Annotated in this window: 20 protein-coding genes and 1 riboswitch; of the genes, 14 read left to right on the plus strand and 6 right to left on the minus strand. The window is 68.7% G+C overall.

What is annotated here, in order from left to right; translation table 11 throughout:
- Nucleotides 1–33 precede the first annotated feature (33 nt).
- The 4 genes from fgd (at nt 34) to A5758_RS03190 (ending at nt 5314) form a co-directional block, all read left to right on the plus strand.
- Nucleotides 34–1047 carry a glucose-6-phosphate dehydrogenase (coenzyme-F420) gene (fgd, locus tag A5758_RS03175; protein WP_067736340.1) on the plus strand — a complete coding sequence of 338 codons (1014 nt, stop codon included), beginning with the start codon at nt 34–36 and terminating at the stop codon, nt 1045–1047.
- Nucleotides 1048–1061: 14 nt separating this feature from the next.
- Nucleotides 1062–3155 (plus strand): phosphate acetyltransferase, encoded by a 2094-nt coding sequence (gene pta, locus A5758_RS03180; protein ID WP_067736343.1) that lies wholly within the window; start codon nt 1062–1064, stop codon nt 3153–3155.
- Nucleotides 3148–4305, plus strand: coding sequence for an acetate kinase (locus A5758_RS03185; RefSeq protein WP_156622479.1), 1158 nt, complete (start codon nt 3148–3150; stop codon nt 4303–4305). The genes pta and A5758_RS03185 overlap by 8 nt, the downstream gene beginning before the upstream one ends.
- Before the next feature lie 178 nt (nt 4306–4483).
- The gene (locus A5758_RS03190; RefSeq protein WP_197503713.1) at nt 4484–5314 is read left to right on the plus strand and encodes a hypothetical protein; all 831 of its coding nucleotides are present in this window, start codon (nt 4484–4486) and stop codon (nt 5312–5314) included.
- A 121-nt stretch (nt 5315–5435) separates the two neighbouring features.
- Here the strand turns inward: A5758_RS03190 and A5758_RS03195 are convergent, their stop codons facing one another.
- The 3 genes from A5758_RS03195 to glnX are packed head-to-tail and all read right to left on the minus strand — an operon-like array spanning nt 5436 to nt 10002.
- Nucleotides 5436–7715, minus strand: coding sequence for a serine/threonine-protein kinase PknG (locus A5758_RS03195; protein WP_067210322.1), 2280 nt, complete (start codon nt 7713–7715; stop codon nt 5436–5438).
- Nucleotides 7715–8686: a glutamate ABC transporter substrate-binding protein gene (locus tag A5758_RS03200; RefSeq protein ID WP_067210317.1), complete on the minus strand. Its 972-nt coding sequence runs from the start codon at nt 8684–8686 to the stop codon at nt 7715–7717. The genes A5758_RS03195 and A5758_RS03200 overlap by 1 nt, the downstream gene beginning before the upstream one ends.
- A complete protein-coding gene (gene glnX, locus A5758_RS03205; RefSeq protein ID WP_067210313.1) occupies nt 8683–10002 on the minus strand; it encodes a protein kinase G-activating protein GlnX in 1320 nt (439 codons plus the stop codon). Before glnX ends, A5758_RS03200 begins: the two co-directional genes overlap by 4 nt.
- Nucleotides 10003–10136: 134 nt before the next feature.
- On the opposite strand from glnX, the gene A5758_RS03210 reads away from it, so the two are divergent.
- On the plus strand, nt 10137–10769 hold the full coding sequence (locus tag A5758_RS03210) for an NUDIX hydrolase (RefSeq protein WP_067210309.1): 633 nt from the start codon (nt 10137–10139) through the stop codon (nt 10767–10769).
- On the opposite strand, the gene thiE is transcribed toward A5758_RS03210, so the two are convergent.
- A complete protein-coding gene (thiE, locus tag A5758_RS03215) occupies nt 10741–11421 on the minus strand; it encodes a thiamine phosphate synthase (RefSeq protein ID WP_067736357.1) in 681 nt (226 codons plus the stop codon). The two genes, A5758_RS03210 and thiE, sit on opposite strands and share 29 nt — an antisense overlap.
- 36 nt (nt 11422–11457) lie before the next feature.
- Nucleotides 11458–11568, plus strand: a riboswitch (TPP riboswitch).
- Between thiE and thiO the strand changes: the two genes are divergently transcribed.
- Genes thiO through A5758_RS03235 form a run of 4 tightly spaced genes read left to right on the plus strand, consistent with a single transcriptional unit; the run spans nt 11569 to nt 14282 of the window.
- Nucleotides 11569–12582 carry a glycine oxidase ThiO gene (thiO, locus tag A5758_RS03220; RefSeq protein ID WP_067736419.1) on the plus strand — a complete coding sequence of 338 codons (1014 nt, stop codon included), beginning with the start codon at nt 11569–11571 and terminating at the stop codon, nt 12580–12582.
- A complete protein-coding gene (gene thiS, locus A5758_RS03225) occupies nt 12579–12776 on the plus strand; it encodes a sulfur carrier protein ThiS (RefSeq protein ID WP_067736361.1) in 198 nt (65 codons plus the stop codon). The genes thiO and thiS overlap by 4 nt, the downstream gene beginning before the upstream one ends.
- Nucleotides 12769–13527: a thiazole synthase gene (locus A5758_RS03230; RefSeq protein ID WP_067736366.1), complete on the plus strand. Its 759-nt coding sequence runs from the start codon at nt 12769–12771 to the stop codon at nt 13525–13527. Before thiS ends, A5758_RS03230 begins: the two co-directional genes overlap by 8 nt.
- The gene (locus A5758_RS03235) at nt 13524–14282 is read left to right on the plus strand and encodes an SGNH/GDSL hydrolase family protein (protein WP_067736370.1); all 759 of its coding nucleotides are present in this window, start codon (nt 13524–13526) and stop codon (nt 14280–14282) included. Before A5758_RS03230 ends, A5758_RS03235 begins: the two co-directional genes overlap by 4 nt.
- A 3-nt stretch (nt 14283–14285) precedes the next feature.
- Here A5758_RS03235 and A5758_RS03240 read toward each other — a convergent pair whose 3' ends face one another.
- Both A5758_RS03240 and A5758_RS03245 read right to left on the minus strand, forming a co-directional pair.
- Nucleotides 14286–14807, minus strand: a complete 522-nt coding sequence (locus tag A5758_RS03240; RefSeq protein WP_067736375.1) for a serine/threonine protein kinase — start codon at nt 14805–14807, stop codon at nt 14286–14288.
- A gap of 65 nt (nt 14808–14872) precedes the next feature.
- Nucleotides 14873–15400, minus strand: coding sequence for a serine/threonine protein kinase (locus A5758_RS03245; protein WP_067736378.1), 528 nt, complete (start codon nt 15398–15400; stop codon nt 14873–14875).
- Nucleotides 15401–15761: 361 nt separating this feature from the next.
- On the opposite strand from A5758_RS03245, the gene A5758_RS03250 reads away from it, so the two are divergent.
- The 5 genes from A5758_RS03250 to A5758_RS03270 all read left to right on the plus strand — a co-directional run.
- Nucleotides 15762–16097 (plus strand): CD225/dispanin family protein, encoded by a 336-nt coding sequence (locus A5758_RS03250; RefSeq protein ID WP_046183018.1) that lies wholly within the window; start codon nt 15762–15764, stop codon nt 16095–16097.
- Between the two features lie 15 nt (nt 16098–16112).
- Nucleotides 16113–16538, plus strand: coding sequence for a DUF2752 domain-containing protein (locus A5758_RS03255; RefSeq protein ID WP_067210283.1), 426 nt, complete (start codon nt 16113–16115; stop codon nt 16536–16538).
- Nucleotides 16539–16591: 53 nt separating this feature from the next.
- Nucleotides 16592–18091 (plus strand): M28 family metallopeptidase, encoded by a 1500-nt coding sequence (locus A5758_RS03260; protein WP_067736381.1) that lies wholly within the window; start codon nt 16592–16594, stop codon nt 18089–18091.
- Nucleotides 18088–19560 carry a M28 family peptidase gene (locus tag A5758_RS03265; RefSeq protein WP_067736387.1) on the plus strand — a complete coding sequence of 491 codons (1473 nt, stop codon included), beginning with the start codon at nt 18088–18090 and terminating at the stop codon, nt 19558–19560. The genes A5758_RS03260 and A5758_RS03265 overlap by 4 nt, the downstream gene beginning before the upstream one ends.
- Nucleotides 19561–19636: 76 nt before the next feature.
- Nucleotides 19637–21014 (plus strand): HNH endonuclease signature motif containing protein (locus tag A5758_RS03270; protein ID WP_082939555.1); only part of this gene is annotated, 1378 nt, incomplete at its 3' end.

Below are 21014 nucleotides of genomic sequence, written 5' to 3' on the forward strand. Positions count from 1 at the left end.
AGGAGCGTTCGCCCCGAGGAGTAGAAATGACCCGTGGCTGAACTGAAACTTGGATACAAAGCGTCCGCCGAACAATTCGCACCTCGTGAGCTCGTCGAACTGGCCGTGGCCGCCGAAGGCCACGGCATGGACAGCGCCACCGTCAGCGACCATTTCCAGCCGTGGCGGCACGAGGGCGGGCATGCGCCGTTCTCGCTGGCCTGGATGACGGCGGTCGGGGAGCGCACCGAACGGATCGTGCTGGGCACCTCGGTGCTCACCCCGACGTTCCGATACAACCCCGCGGTGATCGCGCAGGCGTTCGCCACCATGGCCTGCCTGTACCCGAACCGGATCTTCCTGGGCGTCGGCACCGGAGAGGCGTTGAACGAGATAGCCACCGGCTACGAGGGCGACTGGCCGGAGTTCAAGGAGCGCTTCGCCCGGCTACGCGAATCGGTGCGATTGATGCGGGAGTTGTGGCGCGGTGACCGCGTCGACTTCGACGGCGAGTACTACCGCCTCAAGGGCGCCTCGATCTACGACGTGCCGGAGGGTGGCGTCCCCATCTACATCGCCGCCGGCGGCCCGGCGGTGGCCAAATACGCCGGTCGCGCGGGCGACGGCTTCATCTGCACGTCCGGCAAGGGCGAAGAGCTGTATAAGGACAAGCTGATCCCGGCGGTGAAGGAGGGAGCGGCCGCCGCGGAACGCAACATCGACGACGTCGACAAGATGATCGAGATCAAGATCTCCTACGACCCGGATCCCGAGCTGGCGCTGGAGAACACGCGGTTCTGGGCGCCGCTGTCGTTGACCGCCGAGCAGAAGCACAGCATCGACGACCCGATCGAGATGGAGAAGGCGGCCGACGCGCTGCCGATCGAGCAGGTCGCCAAGCGCTGGATCGTGGCGTCGGACCCCGACGAGGCCGTCGAGAAGGTGGCCCAGTACGTGGGATGGGGCCTGAACCACTTGGTGTTCCACGCGCCCGGCCACGACCAGCGTCGCTTCCTGGAGCTGTTCGAGAAGGACCTCGCGCCCAGGCTGCGCAGGCTGGCCTCATAGGGCAGGCGTTCAGCGTGCCCGAGGCCTCCCGGCCGGATTCCCAACCCTCGGCGATCTACATCGCCGCGCCCGAGGGGGACACCGGCAAGTCAACGATCGCTTTGGGAATCATGCACCACCTCGCCGCGACCGTGGCCAAGGTCGGGGTGTTCCGGCCGATCACCCGGTTCGGCGAAGACCGCGACTACATCCTCGAGCTGCTGCTGGCGCACAGCACCGCCGGCCTGCCCTACGAGCGGTGCGTAGGCGTGACCTATCAGGAGTTGCACGCCGACCGCGACGCCGCGCTTGCCGACATCGTCGACCGATACCACGCGATGGCCGAAGCGTGCGACGCGGTGGTGATCGTCGGCAGTGACTACACGGACGTCGCCAGCCCCGCTGAGCTTTCCGTCAACGCCCGTATCGCGGTCAACCTCGGCGCACCGGTGCTGCTGGTGGTGCGGGCCAAGGGGCGCACCGCGGAGGACGTCGTGCATGTCGTGCAGGCGTGTCTGGACGAGTTGGCCGCCCAGCACGCCCACACCGCGGCGGTGGTGGCCAACCGCTGTGAGCCGTCGCAGGTGAGCGCAGTCGCGGAGGCGTTGCACGCGTTCATCCCGCAGAGTTACGTGCTGCCGAACGAGCCGTTGCTGCCCGCTCCTGCGGTCTCAGACCTGCAGAAGGCGGTGAACGGAACGCTGGTCAGCGGTGACACCGCGCTGATGGGACGTGAAGTGCTGGGCGTGATGGTCGCGGGTATGACCGCCGATCACGTGCTGGAGCGGCTGTCTGACGGGGTCGCGGTCATCACCCCCGGCGACCGCTCGGACGTGGTGCTGGCGGTCGCCAGCGCCCATGCGGCCGAAGGCTTTCCGTCGCTGTCGTGCATGGTCCTCAACGGCGGGTTCGAGCTGCATCCGTCGATCAGCGCTCTGGTGGCCGGCCTGCGGCTCCGGCTGCCCATCGTCACCACCACGCTGGGCACCTACGACACGGCCAGCGCCGCGGCATCGGCTCGCGGCCGGGTGACGGCCACCTCGCAGCGCAAGATCGACACCGCGCTGCAGCTGATGGACCGCTACGTCGATATCGCGGACATGTTGGCGCAGCTCGCTATTCCGATCCCGACCGTGACCACCCCGCAGATGTTCACCCACCGTCTGCACCTGCTGGCTCGCGCGGATCGCAAGCGCATCGTGCTTCCCGAAGGCGACGACGACCGTATCCTCAAGTCGGCCGGCCGCCTGCTGCAGCGCCAGATCGCCGGCCTGACGATCCTCGGCGATGAAGCCGGAATCCGTTTACGTGCAGCGGAACTCGGCGTGGACCTCGGTGACACGAAGGTGATCGACCCGCGCACCAGCGAATTGCGCTATCAGTTCGCCGACCAGTACGCCGAGTTACGCAAGGCAAAGGGGATCACGGTCGAGCACGCCCGCGAGATCATGTGCGACGCCACGTACTTCGGCACCATGATGGTGCACGACGGCATGGTCGACGGGATGGTGTCCGGCGCGGCCCACACCACCGCGCACACCGTTCGGCCGGCGTTCGAAATCATCAAGACCATCCCCGACGTCTCCACCGTCTCCAGCGTTTTCTTCATGTGCCTGCCCGACCGGGTGCTGGCCTACGGTGACTGTGCGATCGTCCCCAACCCGACGCCGGAACAGCTGGCCGACATCGCCATCTCTTCGTCGCGTACCGCCGCGCAATTCGGCATCGAGCCGCGGGTGGCCATGCTGTCCTATTCCACCGGCGACTCCGGTGCCGGAGCCGATGTGGAAAAGGTCAGGGCAGCAACGGAATTAGTGCGTTCCCGGGCGCCCGACCTGCCCGTCGAGGGTCCGATCCAGTACGACGCCGCGATCGAGCCGTCGGTCGCGGCCGCCAAGCTGGGCGACTCGCCGGTAGCCGGCCGCGCCACCGTGCTGATCTTTCCCGACCTCAACACCGGCAACAACACCTACAAGGCGGTGCAGCGCAGTGCGGGGGCGATCGCGATAGGGCCGGTGCTGCAGGGCTTACGCAAGCCGGTGAACGATTTGTCCAGGGGTGCGTTGGTCGAAGACATCGTCAACACGGTTGCCATCACCGCGATTCAGGCGCAGGGCGCCCGTGGTTAACGCCAACCGGACTGTGCTGGTGATCAACTCCGGCTCGTCCTCGCTGAAATACCAGTTGGTCGAACCCGACTCCGGCAAGGCCCGGGCGACGGGCAACGTCGAACGGATCGGGGAGGAGTCGTCCCCGGTTCGCGACCACGACACGGCGCTGCGGCAAGCGTTCGACGCGCTGTCGGAGCAGGGCATCGACCTACGCGATTGCGGTTTGGTGGCGGTGGGCCACCGGGTCGTGCACGGCGGCCAGACGTTCTATAAGCCCACACCGGTGGACGACGCTGTGCTCGACAAGCTGGACGAATTATCGGAACTGGCGCCGCTGCACAATCCCCCCGCGGTCAAAGGAATCGAGGTGGCGCGCAAGCTGCTTCCGGACATTCCGCACATCGCGGTCTTCGACACGGCGTTCTTCCATGACATGCCGCCCGCGGCCGCGACCTATGCCATCGACCGCAGCCTGGCCGAGCGCTGGCGGATCCGCCGCTATGGGTTTCATGGCACGTCGCACCGGTATGTCAGCGAGCAGGCCGCCGCCTTCTTGGGCCGGCCCCTGCGCGGTCTGAAACAGATTGTGCTGCATCTGGGTAACGGCTGCTCCGCCTCGGCGATCGCCGGCACCCGGCCCCTCGACACGTCGATGGGCCTGACGCCGCTCGAGGGCCTGGTGATGGGCACCCGCAGCGGTGACATCGACCCGAGCATCGTCAGCTATCTCTGCCACACCGCGAAGATGGGCGTCGACGAGGTCGAGTCCATGCTCAACCAGCGGTCGGGGATGCTGGGCCTGTCCGGCGAGCGCGACTTCCGCCGGCTGCGCACCATGATCGAATCGGGCGACGGCGCAGCCCAATTGGCCTACAGCGTGTTCACTCACCGGCTGCGCAAGTACATCGGCGCCTACCTGGCGGTGCTCGGACACACCGATGTCATCACCTTCACCGCCGGGATCGGGGAAAACGATGCGGCGGTGCGCCGCGACGCGGTGTCCGGGCTGGAGGAGTTGGGCATCGTGCTCGACGAACGCCGAAACCTCGGCGGCGGCAAGGGCGCCCGGCAGATCTCCGCCGAGGCGTCGCCGATCGCCGTGCTGGTGATCCCGACCAACGAAGAACTCGCCATCGCCCGCGAGTGCGTGAGCGGGCTAAGCGGGTAAGGGCTCCAAGCGGTCTCCGCTTTCGCTGTGTGTGCGTTCACGGCTTTGAGTGTGCGCTCACGGTGGGAAGATTCCCGGATTTCCGCCATGGGCGCACGCGCAGCGCCCTTGGTGCACACTCGACTGCCCTGTGCATAGCGGGAGTCGCGGAGGGTAGTCGATGTGCGACCGTTCCGGCATGGAACCCGGGGAACCGTTTGTCGGCAGCGAGGCATTGACGTCGGGCGCGTTGAGCCGCCATCAAATGCGGACGCGTTATCGTGCCGTCTTCCCGAACGTCTACGTGTCCAACGATGCCCAGCTGTCGCTCGAGCGGCGGATCTCGGCGGCTTGGCTGTGGTCTGGGCGGACGGCGACGATAGTGGGCGCAGCGGCCGCCAGATTGCATGGCGCCGAATGGATTCCCGACGACGTGCCCGTCGAGCTGAATCACGCCAACGCCCGTCCTCCCCGCGGTGTACTGACGCGGCGCGACGCGCTGCTGGACGGCGAGACGCAGATCGTGGGCGGCTATGCGGTCACCACACCCGAGCGCACCGCTTTCGATATCGGCCGGCGTGGGGCCGTGCGCTCGGCCGTGGTGCGGCTCGACGCGCTGGCGCGGGCAACGGGCTTCAAGGTCGACGACGTGCAGCGCATCGCCAAGTGCCATCCAGGCTCACCCGGCCTGCGGCGACTCGAGACCGCGCTGGAATTGGTCGACGCCGGCGCCCAGTCGCCCAGGGAGAGCTACCTGCGCCTGCTCCTGATCGATGCCGGGCTCACACGGCCGCACACCCAGATCCCGGTGTTGGGTGTGGACGGAATGCCCCTCGCCTACCTTGACCTTGGCTGGGAGGACCAACACCGCACGGACAGAAGGCAATACGTCAAGGACGTTCGGCGTCTTGAGATGCTCGAGCAGATGGGGTGGATCATTGTCCGGGTCGTCGCGGAGGACCGGCCCGCCACCATCGTGCGCCGCGTTAAGGCCGCATTGGCCGCATCGAGTGTGCGTTCACGGCTTTGAGTGTGCGCTCACGGTGGGATCTAGGCGATTTTCACGCCCTCGATGCACACACAAAGCCCTGGACGCGCACTCGACGCCAGGGGAGAACGGTTGAGGGGAGAGTGCCGCGAAAGCCGCCGATCTAGAACGTGCTCGTGGGCCGCACTCTGTTCGCCATGTCCACCAGCGCGTAGCGGTGGCGCTGGGTGGGCGCCACCCGGGCCAGGTTGCGCAGCGCGGCCTCGACGCCCAGCCGCAGCCCGTGCTCGGTGAACGGGAAGCCGAGGATGTGGTTGGTGCTGGCTTCGTTGTCGTCCAGCCAGTCCATCGCGCAGCCCAGCACCAGCGCGCGGATCTGCAGCACGCGCGGTTCGGTGGGCGGCAGCGCCTCCACGCGCCGGGCGGCGTCGCGGATGTCCTCCTCGCTGATCTCGCTCTTCGTCCGCCCGGACAGCAGGGTGACTGCACTGGTGAGGCGCGCGGTGGTGAAATGCCTTGAGGTGGGCGGCACCTCGTCCAGGGTGCGCACCGCGGCGGCTCGATCACCCTCGGTGGAAAGCCATCGGGCCAGCCCGAAAGCCGCCGAGATCACCCCGTCGTTGGTCTTCCACACCGTTTGGTAATACTTCTGCACGTCGACGTCGCCGGCCAGCTCGGCCGTCGCGGCCAACGCCAGTTTCGGCGCCAGCTCACCGGGGAAGGTGTCCAGCACCTCGGTGAAATGCGTTGTGGCGGAGTCATAGTCGCCGGTAAGGAGGTCGGCTACGGCCTTGTACCAGACCAATCGCCATTGCCAGCCCGCCCGATCGGCCAGGTCGTCCAGCTTCCTGGTGGCCTTGGCCACGTCACCCAGGTCCAGCAGCGCGCGGACCTCCATCAGCGGCAATTCGATCGACTCGGAGACCTCAACGCCGTCGGCGTCCAGCGTGCCGTGCCGGGCCGCGCGCAACGAGTCCAGGGTCTGGACCGGCTGGGAGAGCACCGTCGCCTGCAGGACGGAAGCGGCGACGTCGGCCGGATCGACCAGCGGCACCTGCAGCGCGGTCACGATCTCGCGGGCCGTCAGCCGCTCCGAATGGACCTGGCCGTCCAGGTAGACATCGGTGTGCGCGACGAGCAGGTCCACCCCGAACGTCGAGCGGCTGGGGCTGAAGACCGTCGACAGGCCGGGCCGCGGTATCCCGGTGTCCTGGGCGACCACCTCGCGCAGCACGCCCATCAGCTGGGCTGACATCTCCTCGGTGCTGCCGAACCGGCGCCGCGGGTCGGGATCGGTGGCCCGGCGCAGCAACCGGCGGAACGAGTCGTAGGTGGTCAGCACGGGATCGTCTTCGGGCAGGCCGTCGACGTAGCGGCCGTTGCGGGTCGGCAGGTTCACCGTGAGCGCGGCGAGGGTGCGCCCCACGGTGTAGATGTCGGACACGATCGTCGGGCCGGTCCGCACGATCTCGGGCGCCTGGAAGCCCGGGGTGCCGTAGAGGTAGCCGAAGGAATTGACCCGCGACACCGCGCCCAGGTCGATCAGCTTGAGTTGCTCCTCGGTGAGCATGATGTTCTCCGGCTTGAGGTCGTTGTAGACCAAGCCGATGGAATGCAGATAGGTCAGCGCGGGCAGGATCTCCAGCAGGTAGGCGATGGCCTCGGCGACCGGCAGCTTCTTGTCCTTGCCGTGTTTGAGGGGCTGCCCGCCGATGTACTCCATGACGATGTAGCCGACCGGGTTGCCGTTCCGGTCCTTGTGCTCGACGAAGTTGAAGATCTGCACGATCTGCGGGTGCACCACCTCGGCGAGGAACTGCCGTTCGGCCATCGCGATCGCCTGCGCCTCGGCGTCACCGGAGTGCACCAAGCCCTTGAGGACCACCGGGCGGTCGTTGACGTTGTGGTCGACCGCGAGATACACCCACCCCAGGCCGCCGTGCGCGATGCAGCCCTTCACCTCATACTGGTGGGCGACGATTTCTCCAGGATTCAGTTGTGGCAGAAACGAATACGCACTGCCGCAGGCGGGGCACCAGCCCTCCGATGTTCCCTTGCCCTCCTTGCTGGACCGGCCGACCGGCTTTCCGCAGTTCCAGCAGAACCGCTTGGCCTCCGGCACCACCGGGCTGGTCATCAGGGCCTCAAGCGGGTCGATGTCGCGGACCCGGGGGATCTCGACCAGTCCGCCGCCGAGGTGCCTGACCGGCGGGAGCACCCGAGTGCCGATCGTCACCCGGTCTTGCGGCTCGCTGTCCGGGGTGCCGAGCGAGATGTGCGGAAAGTCGTCGTCATCGTCGTCGAAATCGGGACGAAACAGCGCCTGGGTGGCCTGGATGCGCCCCGTCGTCGGGCCGCCGCCCTGCGTGTCCGGCGGTTGGGTGCCCGGGCTCACGTCTTCGGAACCGGATTCCGGCTGTTCGGTGTTCTCTGACTCGGTCATCAGTCCAGGTACCTCGGCGTGGGTGGGGCGGGTGCCGGCCCCAGCACCGTTAACCACTTGCGGTACAACGTGTTCCACGTGCCGTCCCGCCGGATCCGCTCCAGCGTGCCGTTGACGAACCGCACCAGTGGCGTGTTGGTGAGGTTGACCCCGATGCCGTAGGGCTGGGTCGCCATGTTCGGCCCGACGATGTGCAGGTAGGGGTCCTCTTCGACCAGCCCGGCCAGGATCGAGTCGTCGGTGCTGACGGCATCGATCTCGCGCTGCTGCATCGCCACCAGGCAGTCGGCCCAGTTGACCACCGACACGACGATCGGGGGCGGGTCGATCTGGCGGATCCGGTGCAGCGAGGTCGTGCCCTTCGCCACGCAGACCCGTTTGCCGGACAGGTCGCCCACCTTGGTGATGGGCGAATCGCGCGGGGCCAGGATGCGCTGGTTGGCGTCGAGGTAGACGGTCGAGAAGCTCACCTGCTTGCGCCGCTCGCAGGTGATCGTCATGGTCTTGACCACCACGTCGACCTCGGAGCTCTGCAGCGCGGTGACGCGCTCGTCGGACGACAGGATGCGGTATTCGACGTGCGACGGGGCGCCGAAGATGTCGCGCGCGATCTCACCGGCGATGTCGACGTCGAAACCGGTGATCTCGCCGGTGATCGGGTCGCGGAAGCTGAACAGGTTGCTGCCGATGTCGAGCCCGACGATCAGCCGGCCGCGGGCCCGGATGTCGGCGACCGCGGCGTCGGCCTGGGCCTTGGTGGGGAAGGGCCGCAGGCTCGCCGTCAGGTCGCAGCCCTGGGCCGGGTCGTCCGCCGGCAGCGGCGGCTCCGGCGGCAGCTGTTGCATGCCGACCGGGGTGGGCGGCGGCAGCGTCGGCACGTTGGCCACGGTCAGCGATTCGGTGTGCCCGCATCCGGCCAGCACGGCCGCCGTCGCGAGGACGGCGCCCGCCCGGGCCAGCCGCGTCCTCATCGGTACTCTCTGAGCCGCGGCCACAGGCCCAGCGCCACGGCGATGGCGGCCCCGAGGCTGAGCACCACGCCGCCGACCTGGGCGCCGGACAGCCCGCTGCGCGCGTTGAGGACGTCGTTGCGCAGGTGGGTGCGGCTCTGGGCGATGGCCTTGCCCAACTCGTCCTCGAGCTTGTCGAACGCCGGGGTGGAGTCGTCCTCGCTGCTGCCCAGGGCCACCTGCGTGGCCGCCCGGTAGTTGCCCACCGAGATATAGGAGTTGATCCGGTCGTTCGCCTGCCGCCAGCGCAACAGCAGCTGGTCGGCGCCTTCCAGGTCGGGTTTGTCGACGGCGTCGCTGCGGACCATGTACTGGTCCAGCTGTTGGTGCATGGAGTCGATCCGCTGATAGAACGACTGCTTGCGCTTCTCCTCGTCCCCGCGGCGGATCAGCGATAGCGTCTCGTCGGCCCGCGCCTGCTGCGCGGTGATCGCGACGTTGGTCACGATCCGCAGCGAATCGGCGGCCGTGTTCTTGGCGCTACGGCTGGCGGCCGTGGAGATGGTCAGCGCCGTTCCGACCCATACCACCATGACGAGGATAGCGAGGCCCCCGACGACCAGGCCGGGGTTGATTCGGCGCCGGGTGCGCCTGGCCAGCCATCGGTGGGCGAAGGCGCCGAAGACCGCGGTGGCGCTGACCACCAGGATGACCGGCGCCGGAATCTGCGTGGACGCGGTGGTTTCCGCGTCCACCCGTTCCGACGTGGCCTGATACAGCTGCGCCGCGTCCGGCAGGATCGTCGACTGCATCAGGCCCGAGGCCTCCGACAGGTACGACGACCCGACGGGGTTGCCCTCGCGATTGTTGGTGCGCGCGATTTCGATCAGGCCGGTGTAGACGGCCAGTTCGGCGTTGATCCGGCCCAGCAGCTGCACCAGCGGTTCGTCGGTGAGCCCGCTCGATGCCCGGGTCACCGCGACCGACGCGTCGGTGATGGCCTGCTCGTAGCGCTGCCGGACGGGCGGCGGCTCGGCTTCGGCGATGAACGCGGTGGCCGCAGCAGCGTCGGCCACCGACAGGGTGGTGTACAGCCGCCCGGCGGCGAACGACAGCGGCTCGGTGTGGTTGAGGACCGTGGTCAGCACCTGCTGCCGGTGGTTGATGGTGGTCGAGGTGGCGAAGGCGCAGATACCGCCGAGCACCGCCAGAACGATCCCGATGGTCAGGATGCGGCCGGGCGTGGTGGAGATGAACCACCAGCGCGGATGGGCTGGTTCGGCCGGCGACCGCGACCCCTGCGGCTCTGTCGACGGGTGCGCCAGCTCAACCGTCACGTGTTATCAGCCCTCATCTTTCGCGGCCACTGGAACGATGCACGAACCTCTATAAGCGAATTCTAAGAGAATGTTGCGGCGGATGGGTGGAGGCAGACCAATTGACCAGGCGATCACGTGCATATCCTGAACTCGTGCAGGGCGACGGTGACGGTTGGGTGGTCTCCCACAGCGGCGCCCATTACTGGGGACGCTACGGCGCGGCCGGTCTGCTGCTGCGGGCCCCGCGGCCGGACGGCACCCCCGCGGTGTTGCTGCAGCACCGCGCGGTGTGGAGCCATCAGGGCGGAACCTGGGGCCTGCCGGGCGGTGCCCGCGACAGCCACGAGACCCCGGAGGAGACCGCGGTCCGCGAAGCGCACGAGGAGGCCGGCCTGCACGGCGAGCTGCTGACCGTGCGGTCGACGGTGGTCACGGCCGAGGTCGGCGGGCTCGGCGGCGCGCGTTGGACCTACACCACCGTGGTCGCCGACGCGGCCGAGTTGCTGCACACCGTGCCCAACGGGGAAAGCGCCGAGATGCGCTGGGTCGCCGAGGACGAGGTGGCCGAGCTGCCGCTGCATCCCGGCTTCGCGGCGAGCTGGCACCGGCTGCGCACGGCCACGGCGCTGGTGCCGCTGGGCCACGCCGACGAACGACGGCGGCACCTGCCCCGCACCATCGAGATCGAGGACGGCGTCTTCGTCTGGTGCATGCCGGGGGACGCCGACGAGGAGCCGTCGCACCTCAGTCGGCGCATCAGCTCGCTGCTGCAAGCGCCGAACTGAGCCGCTGCGCCGCGGCCCGCGGGTCGGCGGCCGCCGTGATCGCACGCACCACCACGATCCGCCGGGCGCCGGCGTCGAGCACCTCGGGCAGTCGCCGCTCGTCGATGCCGCCGATCGCGAACCAGGGCTTCGCGCCGCCGAGATTGGCGACCGCCCGCACCAGCCCCAGGCCCGGCGCCTCGCGGCCCGGTTTGGTCGGGGTGGGCCAGCAGGGGCCGACGCAGAAGTAGTCGGGCCCGGCCCGCCCCGGAGAACTAGCCGCGGCGGCCTGGCCGGAGTCATGGCTGGACAGGCCGAGCAGCGTGTCGGGGCCGACGATTTCGCGGGCCGCCTCCAGCGGCAGGTCGCCCTGCCCCAGGTGCAGCACGTCGGCACCCGCGACCCGGGCGATGTCCGCCCGGTCATTGACCGCGAACAGGGCGCCGTGCCGGCGGGCCGCGTCGGCCAGGATCTCGCACGCCGCGAGCTCGTCGCGCGCCTCGAGGGCCCCGAACCGCTGCTCACCGGGCGACCCCTTGTCGCGCAGCTGGATGATGTCGACCCCGCCGGCCAGCGCGGCGTCGGCGAACTCGGCCAAATCGCCGCGCTCCCGGCGCGCGTCGGTGCACAGATATAACCGCGCGGCCGCCAGGCGGATAACTCGCTGATGCACACCGCGACGCTAGCGCGCTAGCGTGGAAGCCGAAGAACTTGCAGACACGGGAGTCCCGGGAACGGGGTCTGAGAATGGGCGCGCCTGCCCTTACCGTCACACCTGATCCGGGTGATGCCGGCGAAGGGAGGGCCCAGAATGGACGGGATGCCATCAGACCTTGGGTCGTTGGCGGTCATCGGCGGCGGCGTCATCGGGCTGGCGGTGGCGCGCCGCGCCGCGCAGGCCGGCTGGTCGGTCCGGGTGCACCGCACTTCCGACAAGGGCGCGTCGTGGGTCGCCGGCGGCATGCTGGCCCCGCACAGCGAGGGCTGGCCCGGTGAGGAGCGGCTGCTGCAGCTAGGGCTGGAGTCGCTGCGGCTGTGGCGCGAGGGCGGCTTCCTCGACGGCCTGCCGCCGCAGGTGGTCACCGCCCGCGAGTCGCTGGTGGTCGCCGTCGACCGGGCCGACGTCGCGGACCTGCGCACCGTCGCCGACTGGCTGTCCGCGCAGGGGCATCCGGTGGTCTGGGAGTCGGCCGCCCGGGACACCGAACCGCTGCTGGCGCAAGGCATCCGGCACGGCTTTCGGGCCCCCACCGAGCTGGCGGTGGACAACCGCGCGGTGCTGGACGCCCTGGCCGCGGAATGCGAGCGCCTGGGGGTGCGATGGGCGCCGCCGGCGCACGACCTGACGGTCGACGGCGACGCGGTCGTGATCGCCAATGGCATCGACGCCCCCGCGCTGTGGCCCGGCCTGCCGGTGCGCCCGGTCAAGGGGGAGGTGCTGCGCCTGCGTTGGCGCCGGGGGTGTATGCCGGTGCCGCAGCGCGTCATTCGGGCCCGCGTGCACGGGCGGCAGGTGTACCTGGTTCCACGTGCGGACGGGGTGGTCGTCGGCGCCACCCAGTACGAACACGGGCGCGACACTGCGCCGGTGGTCTCCGGAGTGCGGGACCTGCTCGACGACGCGTGTGCGGTGTTGCCCGCGCTCGGCGAATACGAGCTGGCCGAGTGTGCCGCCGGGCTGCGCCCGGGGACACCGGACAACCTGCCCCTGGTGCAACGGCTGGATGAGCGAACCCTGGTGGCCGGCGGCCACGGCCGATCCGGGTTCCTGTTGGCGCCGTGGACCGCGGAACAGATCGTCTCTCAACTGGCCCCGGTCGGAGCGCCGTCATGATCGTGGTGGTCAACGAGCAGCAGGTCGATGTCGACGAGCAGACGACGGTGGGCGCGCTGCTGCAGTCGCTCGGCTATCCGGAGCGGGGTGTCGCGGTGGCGATGGGCAACGCCGTGTTGCCGCGATCCAATTGGACGACAACGCTTTTCGACGGTGCGCGACTCGAGGTGGTGACGGCGGTGCAGGGTGGCTGAATTGAAGCTCACGATCGGCGATCGCAGCTTCGCCTCGCGGCTCATCATGGGCACCGGGGGAGCGACCAGCCTGGCCGCGCTGGAGGAGGCGCTGGTCGCGTCGGGCACCGAGTTGACCACCGTCGCGATGCGGCGCGTCGACGCGGAGGGCGGGACGGGTCTGCTGGACCTGCTCAACCGGCTCGGCATCACGCCGCTGCCCAATACCGCGGGGTGCCGCAGCGCGGCCGAGGCGGTGCTCACCGCGCAGCTGGCCCGTGAGGCGCTGAACACCAATTGGGTCAAGCTGGAGGTGATCGCCGACGAACGCACGCTGTTGCCCGACGCGGTCGAATTGATTAGGGCCGCAGAGCAATTGGTCGACGACGGGTTCGTCGTACTGCCCTACACCAATGACGACCCGGTGTTGGCGCGTCGGCTCGAAGACGCCGGATGCGCGGCGGTGATGCCGCTGGGTTCGCCGATCGGCACCGGCCTTGGCATCACCAATCCGCACAACATCGAGATGATCGTCGCCCGGGCCGGCGTTCCGGTGGTGCTCGACGCCGGCATCGGCACCGCCAGCGACGCCGCGCTGGCGATGGAGTTGGGTTGCGACGCCGTGCTTTTGGCCACCGCGGTGACCCGCGCCGCAGATCCGGCGACGATGGCGGCCGCGATGGCCGCCGCCGTCACCGCCGGCTATCTGGCCCGCCGGGCGGGGCGGATTCCCAAGCGCTTCTGGGCACAGGCATCCAGCCCCGAACGATGAAACGCTATGTCGCGCTGGGCAGTTCGATGGCCGCCGGTCCCGGCATCGGGCCCCGCGCCACGGGGGCTCCCTGGGGCTCCGGCCGGTCGGCGCGCAACTATGCGCACCTGGTCGCGCAGCGATGCGACCTCGATCTGGTAGACGTCACCTTTTCCGGCGCGACCACCGCCCACGTGCTCGCCGACCACCAGCGCGGCGCGCCGCCCCAGATCACCGCGCTGAACGGCTCGGAAAGTCTGGTGACCATCACGATCGGCGGCAACGACGTCGGCTACATCCCGCTGCTGATGGCCGCCTCCTTGCCGCGAGCCGTCCGGCGCCTGCCGCTGCTCGGTCCTCGCATTTCCGCACTGCTGGACCGGGATGCGCGGAATCAGGCCCTGGACGCCGTGTTCGAGTCGTTGTGCGGGGTCGGTCTGGCGGTGCGCGATCGCGCACCGCGGGCCCGAGTCTTCTTCGTCGACTACCTGACCGTCCTGCCGCCGGCGGGCACGCCGGCCGCCCCGCTCTCGGACCCGGACGCCGACCTCGGGCGCCACGTGGCCGCGACGCTGGAACGGCTCACGGCCGACGCGGCGACGGCTACCGGCTGCGAAGTGGTCGGCGCCGCGGGGGCCAGCCGGGAGCACCATGCGTGGTCGCCGGAGCCGTGGACCACGAGACCCGGTGTGCCGCTACCGGGCCGGGCGGCGCCGTTGCACCCCAATGCCGCCGGGATGCGTGCCGTAGCCGAACTGGTGTCCGCGCGGTGGTGACGGTCAGCCGTTCGTGCGCCACCACTGGTAGAGGGCGTTGACGTCGGAGTTGGACGAGGTGAGGTGCCCCAGGACGTTCTTGGCGTCGGTGGTCCACGTCAACGTCGCGTAGTTCTTGTAGGTGCCGCAGGCGATCTGGCCGCCCGTCTGACCGTTCTGCTTCCAGGTACCCGGTGACTGCCCGGCGTCCCCGCACGCGGCCAGGGACACGTCTTTGATGGTGGAACTGAACGCGGAGGCCAAGTTGGTGCCGTTGGAGAAGAGGGCGTAGACGCCGGAGCCGGGTCCGCTTGGGTCGGGGCTCTGCCCGCACAGGAGCTCGGCCAGCTCACCGGATTCGGTCAACTCCTGCGACTTGCAGTTGTTCAGGCCGTAGCCCTTCGACAGGTTGGCGGCCAGCGTGTTCATATCGGCGGCGGTGCCGGTGTTGGGTTCCGCGACCGCGGTGGCGCTTCCCGCGAAAGCCAAACCGCCGGTTAGCGCTGCCGCCGACAGGGCACGCAGCGCGGTGTTGAGGTGTGACATTTTTGTTGACTCCCTATGGTTGTTGGATGGGTGATGCCGAAACCCGTTGCCCCCCAATTGCGAAGTCAGCCGTTGGCGCGCCACCACTGGTACAGCGCGGCGGCGTCGGTGTTGGACCCGCGGATGTAGCTCAAGATGTTCTTGGCGTCCGAGGTCCAGATGATCTCGGCGGCGTTCTGATATGTCCCACACGCGACCTGTCCGGCATTGCTGCTGTTGCTGCCCTGGTGCCAACTGGTGGGGGATTGGCCGCTGTCCCCACAGGTGCCCAGCACGTCGTCTTTGATGCTGGCCTTGAACGAGCCGACCAGGTTTTCGCCGTTGTTGAACAGGATGTACTTGGCCTGGACCGGGCCGCTCGGGTCGGGACTCTGCCCGCAGGTGAGCGACGCCAGTTCGCCGGTGGTGATGTTCTGGGCGGTGCAGTTGTTCAGCCCGTAGCCCTTCGACAGCGATGCCGCAAGCGTGTTGATGTCCGACGAGCCACCGGTGTTCGCGGGATCCGCGGTCGCGGTGGCAGTGCCCGCTAAGGCGCAACCGCACGCAGACGCCGCGGCCGTGGCGACCCGCAACGCGTTGCTGAGATGGGACATCCTCTGACTCCTAAGCGGTTGTGGGACCGGCGTCGCTCACCGGAGAAACATACTTCCGCTAAGTAGGGATCGTAGGGATATGTCCAGACAAAGCAACACATTCCGCTGGCAATTGTCTGTCTCGGCACCTTTCGCAAGACCGCAGCGCAAAGGGCGGTAACGCGCGCTTTCGAAACCGTTTTCTTGCCAATCTTTTTCGTGATGGGCCGGCAGGAGAACGGAGGCTGAACGCGGGGGGACGGTCGCGCCGCACGTCAGCGGGTCCCAAAGGGGATTTTCAAATTGCTAGTGCCGCCGCGACTGTGCTCGGGTATGGTTAGCACCGCTTTACGCCAGCTAACTTCTCGGGACTGGAGAATTCATGACACAACCGCCGGCACCGCCCCCTCCGCCGCCTGGTTACCCGCCACAGCAGCCCGCCGGGCAAGCGCCGAATAACTATTTGGTGTGGTCCATCCTGGTGACCCTGTTCTGCTGCCTCCCCTTCGGGATCGTGGCGATCGTCAAGTCCAGCCAAGTCAACGGTCTCTGGGCGCAGGGCCGTTATGCCGAGGCGCAGGCATCCGCCGACAGCGCGAAGAAATGGGTGATCTGGTCGGCGGTCATCGGTGTCGTCGTGGGCATCATCTACGGCATCCTGATGGCGGTCGGCGCGCTCAACACGAACACCAATGCGGCGCTCGCCGCGATGTTCTGAGCCCGGTTCGCGACCATGGTGACCCGTCAAGGGGCGGCGCCGCTAAGTCTGGGAGCGCCACTGGTGGTGGCCGCATCCACGACATTGATGTGCGCCGCCATCTGGGCGGGTGACCCGACCACTCCCAACGGTCCGCTGCCGGTGTGTCCCACCAAGGCGCTGTTGGGGATCGACTGTCCGGGATGCGGCAGCCTGCGCATGCTGTATTCCCTGATGCACGGCAACGTCATGGCGGCCGCCCGGTTCAACGCATTGGGCCTGGCGGCCGTCGTGCTGTTGGTATGGGCGTACCTTGCCTGGACCTATGGACGGGTGGCGGGCAGACGGGTCCGGAGCTGGCAGCACGCTCGCTGGTCCGCGGCGGTGACGCTGACGCTGGTCGCGGCTTGGTTTGTGGTGCGCAACATTCCCTTTGCGCCGTTCAATGCGCTCTATGTCTGATACCGCCGTGTCCTGATCCCGGCCGCTCGTGGCGCGGTCTAACCTGGGGCGCGATGGTGAACAAATTCACGACGATCCCGGCGGCGCTCGTTGTGGTCGCCATGACCGCATTGTCGACCGGCTGCTTGCACCGGTCGACCAACGCCCAGCAAGCGACCGGGAACCCCGACGCGGCCAAGTTCGCCGGCGCGCTGCATGACAAAGTCACGGCCGACGCGATGATGGCCCACCTGGCAAAGCTCCAGGACATTGCCAACGCCAACAACGGCACCCGGGCGGTGGGCACCCCCGGTTACGAGGCGAGCGTCGACTACATCGTAAACACGTTGCGCGGCAGTGGCTTCGATGTGCAGACCCCCGAATTCTCCGCGCGGGTGTTCCACGGGGACAAGCCGGAGGTGACGGTAGGTGGCAGGCCGGTCGAGGCACACGCGCTCGACTTCAGCCTCGGCACCGCCCCGGACGGGGTGAGCGGGCCGCTGGTCGTCCTGCCCGCAAACAACGGCCCCGGTTGCGCGGCCTCGGATTACGGCAACCTCCCGGTGCAGGGGGCCGTGGTCCTGGTGGACCGCGGCACGTGTCCGTTCGCTCAGAAGGAGGACGTCGCGGCGCAGCGCGGTGCGGCCGCGATGATCGTCGCCGACAACGTCGACGAGCAACAGATGGGCGGCACGCTGGGGCCGGACACGAACGTCAAGATCCCGGTGGTGAGCGTGACCAAGTCCGTCGGCGTGCAACTGCGCGCCCAGCCGGGGGCGGCCACCATCAAGCTGAGGGCGAGCGTGCAGAGCTTCAAGGCCCGCAACGTGATCGCGCAGACCAAGACGGGGTCGACGACCAACGTCGTCATGGCGGGCGCGCACCTGGACAGTGTGCCCGATGGGCCGGGCATCAACGACAACGGTTCGGGGGTGGCCGCGATATTGGAAACCGCCCTGCAGCTGGGTAATTCGCCACAGGTGCGCAACGCGGTGCGGTTCGGGTTCTGGGGCGCGGAGGAACTCGGCCTGATCGGATCGCGCAACTACGTCGAATCTCTTGACCTGACTGCGCTGAAAAACATTGCGCTGTACTTGAATTTCGACATGCTCGCGTCGCCGAACCCCGGCTACTTCACCTACGACGGGGACCAATCGCTGCCGGCGGACGCGCGTGGGCAGCCGGTGGTGCCGGAGGGGTCGGCCGGTATCGAGCGCACACTGGTCGCCTACCTGAAATCCGCCGGAAAAACCGCGCAGGACACGTCGTTTGACGGCCGCTCCGACTACGACGGATTCACCCTGGCGGGCGTCCCCGCCGGCGGCCTGTTCTCCGGTGCCGAGGCGAAAATGTCCGCGGAGCAGGCAAAGTTGTGGGGCGGGACCGCCGACCAGCCGTTCGATCCCAACTATCACCAAAAGACCGACACCCTCGATCACATCGATAAGACCGCGCTGGGCGTCAACGGCGGCGGCGTCGCCTACGCGGTGGGCCTTTTCGCCCAAGACCTCGGCGGCCACAACGGGGTGCCCACGATGGAGGACCGCACGCGTCACGTGCTCACGAAGCCATGACCCGCCGGCTGGGAGCGGCACTGCTGCTGGCGACCTTGCTGCTGGCGGGTTGCTCGTCGGCGCGGCCGGGATCGCCCGCCGCCGCACCGGATCTGGGTCGCAGCCTGGCCGGAAAAGTGACCGTCGATCAGATGTTCGCCCATTTGCGCGCGCTGCAGAACATCGCCAACGCCAACAAGGGAAACCGGGCGGACGGCACGCCGGGATACGACGCCAGCGTCGACTACGTGGCCAAGTCCTTGCGCGACAGGGGATTTGAGGTGATGACCCCACAGTTCGACCGGCTGTACACCGTTTCCGCGGGCAGGCCGGCGCTGACGATCGCCGGTCGCAGCTACCCCGTCGATCAGGCCTCGTTGTTGGTCCAGACACCGCCCGGTGGCCTGACCGGGCAGCCCGTCCGGCCCACCCAGCCCTCGGGCTGTGCGGCCGGCGATTACCCGGCCGCGCTGCCCAAGGGCTCGATCGCCGTCGTCGACGACGCGCGTTGTTCGGTGGTCGACAAGCAGAACAGCGCGGTGGCCAAGGGCGCCGCCGCGCTGGTCGTGCTCAGTGCGGCCGCCGGCCAGGGCGCCCCGGCCACCTTGTTCAATCCGGGCTACTTCAAGCAGCTGACCGTGCCGGTCGCGGTCGCGGGCGGGTCCGCCGCGACCGCGCTCGCCGGCGCGAGCGCGCCCATACATCTGGTGCTGGACGCCCAGAACACCAAGATCACATCGCGAAACGTGCTGGCGCAGACCAAGACCGGTTCTCCGCACGAAGTGGTCATGGTCGGGGCGCATCTCGACAGCTCGCGTGGCGGTCCTGGCATCAATGACGACGGATCCGGGGTCGCCGCGGTGCTGGAAACGGCGCTGCAGCTGGGCCCGTTGGCGCCGGTGAACAACGCCGTGCGGTTCGCGTTCTGGGGCGCTGACGAGGACGGGCTCAACGGCGTCATGGATTACGTGTTCGGCCTGGACAGCGATCAGCTCAACGATCTCGCGATGTACCTGAACTTCACCAGGCTGGGTTCGCCCAACGCCGGCTTCTTCACCGACGACGGCGATCAGTCCGGTCCGCCGGCGCCCGGGGTGACTTACGCCGACATCCCCGACGGCTCGGCCGGCATCGAGCGCACCCTGGCCGGGTATCTGAACCTGGCCGGGAAGCGGCCCGCGGACATGCCGCTGAGCACCCTCGCGGACTACCACCCCTTCATGGCCGCGGGCGTGCCGATCGGGGGCATGACGGCCGGCGCCACGCAGCCGAAAACCACAGTGCAGGCCCGATTGTGGGGTGGGCAGGCCGGCGTCCCGTTCGACCCCAACTATCAGGGCCCCCACGAAACCGCCGACAACATCAACCGCGACGCGTTGGCCATCATGGGTGCTGGCGTCGCGTACGCCGTGGGCAGCTACGCGCAGTCCACCGGCGGGGTGAACGGCGTCCCGCCGCACGACAAGCGGCATCGCACCCGGATGCCGTAATCGCTGGACTTGTTGGCTGACCGGGGCTCGCCGCAGTTTCCCGGGTTTGTCGGACCCTCGGCCTAGTATCGAATGTATGTTCGAGTACGCGTTGGCGTCGCGGTCTACCCCGGAGTCTTGGGTGTTGTTGGCTCGGGTGCGCGAGGCGGGGCGTGCGGAGGCGCGGGCGGCCGCCGAACGGCTGGTGGCGGTGGGGGACTTGGTGGTGTTGCGGTGTCGCGATTCGGGGGAGCGGGCCGAGTGGGCGGCTGATGCGTGGGATGCGGTGGCTGCGCAGGTGGGTGCGGCGCTGGGATGCAGTGTGGCGCTGGCGCATAGCTATCTGCGGTATGCGATGGCGATGCGCGAGCGGCTGCCGCAGGTGGGCAAGGCGTTTCGGGCCGGGGATATCGACTATCGGGCGTTTCAGACGATCGTGTTTCGCACCGATTTGATCACCGATGCCGAGGTGATGGCGCGGGTGGATGCGCGGCTGGCGGTGGTGATCTCACGGCGTCCGTCGCTGACCCGCGGAGGCCTGGGGGCCGCGGTGGACCGAATCGTGGCCTGGGTGGATGCCGATGCGGCGCGCCGGGCCAAGGAGGCGGTCGACGATCGGTTTGTCGATGTGCAGGCCAACGACTCGGGGATGGCGTGGCTTTCCGGCAGCGTGTTCGGCGCCGACGGGCACGCGCTGGATCGGCGCCTCGATGAGTTGGCGGGCAGCGTGTGTGGGGCCGATCCGCGCACCCAGCGGCAGCGCCGGGCGGATGCACTGGGTGCGCTGGCCGCCGGTGCGGACCGGCTGGGGTGTCAGTGCGGAATACCCGGGTGCGCCGCCGGGGCGCGGACCGCAAGCAATGTGGTGATTCATGTCGTCGCCGAGGCGGGCACGGTCGCCGGGCGCGGCGCGGCCCCGGGGGTGTTGCCCGGCGTGGAAGGGCTGGTGCCGGCCGAGGTGGTCGCCGAGTTGGCCGCCAACGCCAGGCTGGTGCCGGTGAGCGCCCCGACAGAAGCCGAACCGCGCTATCTCCCCTCGGCCAAGCTCGCCGACTTCGTGCGGTGCCGGGATCTGACGTGTCGGGCGCCCGGGTGTGATCGGCCGGCCGTGGACTGCGATATCGACCATACGATCCCCTACGCCGATGGCGGTGCAACGCATCCGTCGAACCTGAAATGTCTGTGCCGCCAACATCATTTGCTGAAAACATTCTGGGGCTGGCGCGATGAGCAGTTGCCCGATGGCACCCTCATCTGGCGCCTACCCGACGGGCACACCTACGTCAGCACCCCGGGCAGCGCGCTGCTGTTCCCCAGCCTGTGCGCACCCACCGGCGACCTCCCGGCCCCCGCCGCCGTCGAGCGCTGCGGCGAGCGCACCGCGATGATGCCGCTGCGCACCCGCACCCGCGCCCACAACCGGGCCCAGCGCATCGCCACCGAACGCCACCACAACCGGTCTCTTATACACATCT

The organism is Mycobacterium sp. 852014-50255_SCH5639931 (genome assembly GCF_001665605.1).
Taxonomy (GTDB): domain Bacteria; phylum Actinomycetota; class Actinomycetes; order Mycobacteriales; family Mycobacteriaceae; genus Mycobacterium; species Mycobacterium paraffinicum.

Excerpts from the sequence above, each read along its gene's own strand:
- A5758_RS03240 (WP_067736375.1), bottom strand. The coding sequence starts at position 14,807 with ATGTCACACCTCAACACCGCGCTGCGTGCCCTGTCGGCGGCAGCGCTA.
- A5758_RS03245 (WP_067736378.1), bottom strand. The coding sequence starts at position 15,400 with ATGTCCCATCTCAGCAACGCGTTGCGGGTCGCCACGGCCGCGGCGTCT.
- A5758_RS03200 (WP_067210317.1), bottom strand. The coding sequence starts at position 8,686 with ATGAGGACGCGGCTGGCCCGGGCGGGCGCCGTCCTCGCGACGGCGGCC.
- A5758_RS03235 (WP_067736370.1), top strand. The coding sequence starts at position 13,524 with ATGAAACGCTATGTCGCGCTGGGCAGTTCGATGGCCGCCGGTCCCGGC.
- A5758_RS03195 (WP_067210322.1), bottom strand. The coding sequence starts at position 7,715 with ATGACCGAGTCAGAGAACACCGAACAGCCGGAATCCGGTTCCGAAGAC.
- A5758_RS03190 (WP_197503713.1), top strand. The coding sequence starts at position 4,484 with ATGGAACCCGGGGAACCGTTTGTCGGCAGCGAGGCATTGACGTCGGGC.
- A5758_RS03255 (WP_067210283.1), top strand. The coding sequence starts at position 16,113 with ATGGTGACCCGTCAAGGGGCGGCGCCGCTAAGTCTGGGAGCGCCACTG.
- A5758_RS03260 (WP_067736381.1), top strand. The coding sequence starts at position 16,592 with ATGGTGAACAAATTCACGACGATCCCGGCGGCGCTCGTTGTGGTCGCC.
- thiS (WP_067736361.1), top strand. The coding sequence starts at position 12,579 with ATGATCGTGGTGGTCAACGAGCAGCAGGTCGATGTCGACGAGCAGACG.
- A5758_RS03265 (WP_067736387.1), top strand. The coding sequence starts at position 18,088 with ATGACCCGCCGGCTGGGAGCGGCACTGCTGCTGGCGACCTTGCTGCTG.
- thiO (WP_067736419.1), top strand. The coding sequence starts at position 11,569 with ATGCCATCAGACCTTGGGTCGTTGGCGGTCATCGGCGGCGGCGTCATC.
- A5758_RS03250 (WP_046183018.1), top strand. The coding sequence starts at position 15,762 with ATGACACAACCGCCGGCACCGCCCCCTCCGCCGCCTGGTTACCCGCCA.